Source organism: Bacillota bacterium, from assembly GCA_013177945.1.
Lineage (GTDB): Bacteria > Bacillota > DSM-12270 > Thermacetogeniales > Thermacetogeniaceae > Ch130.
Window position 1 is genome coordinate 1 of sequence record JABLXW010000046.1, and the last position, 3,173, is coordinate 3,173.

2 protein-coding genes are annotated in these 3,173 nt (G+C 55.9%); both read left to right on the plus strand.

Features of this window, described 5'->3' with window-relative positions; genetic code table 11:
• The first annotated feature begins 39 nt into the window (after positions 1–39).
• Positions 40–2,439: a DUF3854 domain-containing protein gene (locus HPY58_14045; GenBank protein NPV30734.1), complete on the plus strand. Its 2,400-nt coding sequence runs from the start codon at positions 40–42 to the stop codon at positions 2,437–2,439.
• 482 nt (positions 2,440–2,921) lie between these two features.
• Positions 2,922–3,173: hypothetical protein (locus tag HPY58_14050; protein ID NPV30735.1), on the plus strand; the 252-nt coding region annotated here is incomplete at its 3' end.

The following is a 3,173-nucleotide window of genomic DNA, read 5'->3' on the forward strand; positions in this document are numbered from 1 at the left end:
GAATCGGGAGTGCTGGTTAGGGCGAACGGCCAGCTGATTGTGAACAGCCAGCTCCTTGACGACAGGATCCTGATCCCATACCTCGGCCTAGCACGGTACGTTCCCACTGACGGAACGGGCGCCATTGTTGAAACGGCGCCGGGACGGCCCACCGGGGCTGCTGGCAAAAATTTGGGCGACCGATGCAGCCAAGACGCAGTTGAGGGTGGGAGTGAAGTAGAGGTTTACTATATCCGGCCGCACAAGCTCGGCTTTGAAAAGCTTCCCCCGCAGGTTTACTGCCGGTACTTCCTTCAGGATCACCCGGAGCACGTTGTGCTGACTGAGGGCGAATTCAAAGCGGCTGCTCTGTGGCAGTGGCGCATCCCTGCGGTGGCGGTGCCCGGAGTATCGTCCTTCGGCGGCAAGCACCTGGACAGGCTGGTGGCCCTGCTCAGGGAGTTTGGAGTTAAAAAAGTCACCGTGATCTTTGACAACGAAATAAAAGACAACCCGGAGTACCCCAACTACAAGCCAAAAGTCTCCGACCGCTACGACACCCAGCTTTGGGCCTACCTCATGGCCTATAAACTCGGCCGTGCAGGGTTCGACACCAGAGTAGGCTGGCTGCCGGACGAGTGGCGGGTGCAGGGGAAGATCGACTTCGACGGCGCCCTGGCCCAGGGGAGAACCAGGGAGGAAATCTTAAACGTCATTGCCCGGGCCAAAACGCCGCAGGAGTTTCTGGAGAGCCTGGACGAAGAGGCCCGCCGCGTGGTACAGCGCAAGGTCAACATGCACTTTACGCGGCTCAACATCAGGCGGGAATTCAACCGGTATGTGGTGACCAGGTACCGCAACGGGGAGCCCTACGAAGAAACCATCAGCAACTTCGTTATCAACATCAAGTCCAGCTTCTTCACCCCTGAAGGCGTAGTGCGCAACGTCCAGTTCGTCAACGAGTACGGCGAGGCCTCGGACATCTTCCCCCTGGACCCCAGCGACATGGCCGGCCCGGGCGAGTTCAAGAAGTTCTGCTTCAGCAAAGGCAATTACATCTTCGAAGGCAGGGGCGAGGACCTGATCAACATCTGGAAGCTGGAGTTCGCCCGGGACACGGGAGAGTTTATCTACATGCCGGACCGGATCGGCCAGATTTCAGACCACCTGTGGCTGTTCGGCAACCTGGCCATCAAGAAGGGCAAGGTGTACTGGCCGGACAACGACGGCATAATCTGGGTGGAGGGCCGTGGGTACAAGCCGCAGAGCCTGCAAATCGGCCTGGACGGCAGTCGGACCGAAGAATCCATCCCCTCGCTGTCTACAAAACCGGTAGACATCGTGGATATCGCTCAGAAGCTGAAGCAGACCGTGGGTGGGTACGAAGCCTACGTCGCCATAGGCTGGGTCATTGCCACGCTGTTCAACCGCAAGGTGTTCGAGGCCTTCCGCTGCCTGCCGATCCTGTTCATCCACGGCAAGCGGGAATCCGGCAAGACGACCTTCCTGCACTGGATCATGAACTTCTTCGGCCTGGACACCGAAGGCATCGGGTTGGCCGAGACCAGCCAGAACTTCATCACCCGGGCCCTCGCCTACTATTCGGGGCTCGGTGTGTGGTTCGACGAGTACCGCAACGAAGCAAACATCATCAAGAAGGACGGCTTTTTCCGCAGCGCCTACAACCGGCAGCTCTCCGGCAAGGGCACGCCCACGGCCTTCCAGGCCAAAGGGTTCGCGGTCAACGCCTGCGTGGCCATCTCCGGCGAGGAGCTCCCCAAAGACAACGGCCTTTTCACCCGCTGCGTGCCGCTGCAGATATCGGAGTACAAGCGCGACCGGACGTGGTTCGACTGGTTGAATAAAAACTGCTATGATTTCTCCGGCTTCACCTACCACCTGCTGCTTAACTACGACCATTACGCGGAAAAAATTATCGCCAACATCAGGGAACTCAAAGATGCCTTGAGCAAGCGCGACATATCCGACCGGACGGCCACCAACTGGGCGATCTGCGCCGGCGCCTTCGACGCCGTGGTGCTCCAGGACGACGACTTCATCCGCTGGGTGGAGAAGGTCTGCCAGGAAATGAAGCGCACCAGCGAGCAGGGGCACATGCTGAACCAGTTCTGGAACGACGTCAGCTTCCTGGTCTCAGAGAACGAAATCGACGGGCGGCACATGCGGGTCACCGGCGACCGCCTGCTCTACGTCTGGCTGCACGCCGTGTACGAGAAGTGGGCCATCCACTACCGCAAGAAGACGGGGCGCGAACCTTTCGACAAGGCTTCGATAATGAAGTACCTGAAAGAGGAGCCCTACTACGTTTCGCACGGCGAAAACAAGAAGCTGGAAGGGAGCACCCGGGCGGTGTGGACGTTCGACCTCAATCAGGCACCGGAGGTTTTAAGGGAAATCGAAGAAATGCTGTCCAAAAAACGGTGGGCTGGCGGCGGATGACTAAAGCACCAGCGTAATCAATAGCAAGTATTTAAAAAGGTTAGATGAAAAAATGCTTGATTTTCAAGGCTTCAGCGGAAAAGGTTAGACGAGGTTAGATGGAGGGTCGAATTCATCTAACCCCCTCAAAGCCTTGGGAATCAAGGCTTTGAGGGTACAGGGTTAGAAAGTTAGATGAAGTTTTGGGTGTTTACGAAAATTTTTGGGGCGCAACTGAAAAGGTCAAAAAAATCTTTTACCTATGTGATCTCACTCAAAATTTCTAGACCTGTTTTTGCGGAAAATCCGTCTAACTTTCTAACCCTAAACCCTGAAAGCCTTGTGGCTGTAGGGCTGAGCAGGGTTAGATCAATTTGAGACGTCATCTAACCTTATCTAACCTCATCTAACCCATCAAAATCTGGAAACGTAGTTGGGGTGCTTGTAGGGGGTAGTCTTTCCCAAATTAGAGGAAATAAATGGCAAACAAGGAGGCAGCCATAATGGGGCGCTTTGAGCGGATATTGAGCGGAGAAACGGAAACACAGGCGGCAAGCCATCAGGGCTCCCAGGAAAATAAGGAGCGCCGGCCCCAAGGCCAGGTACAGCCGGAAATCAAACCGCAGGGTCTCCGGAAATGCCAGGAACACCCAAATACGGCTGTAAAGACAGAAATTCCGGACGAAGAGACGGAAAACCGCTACTGGCGGGATGTTCTCACCAACGCCTTTTACCTGAAATGGTTGTTTGCGGTT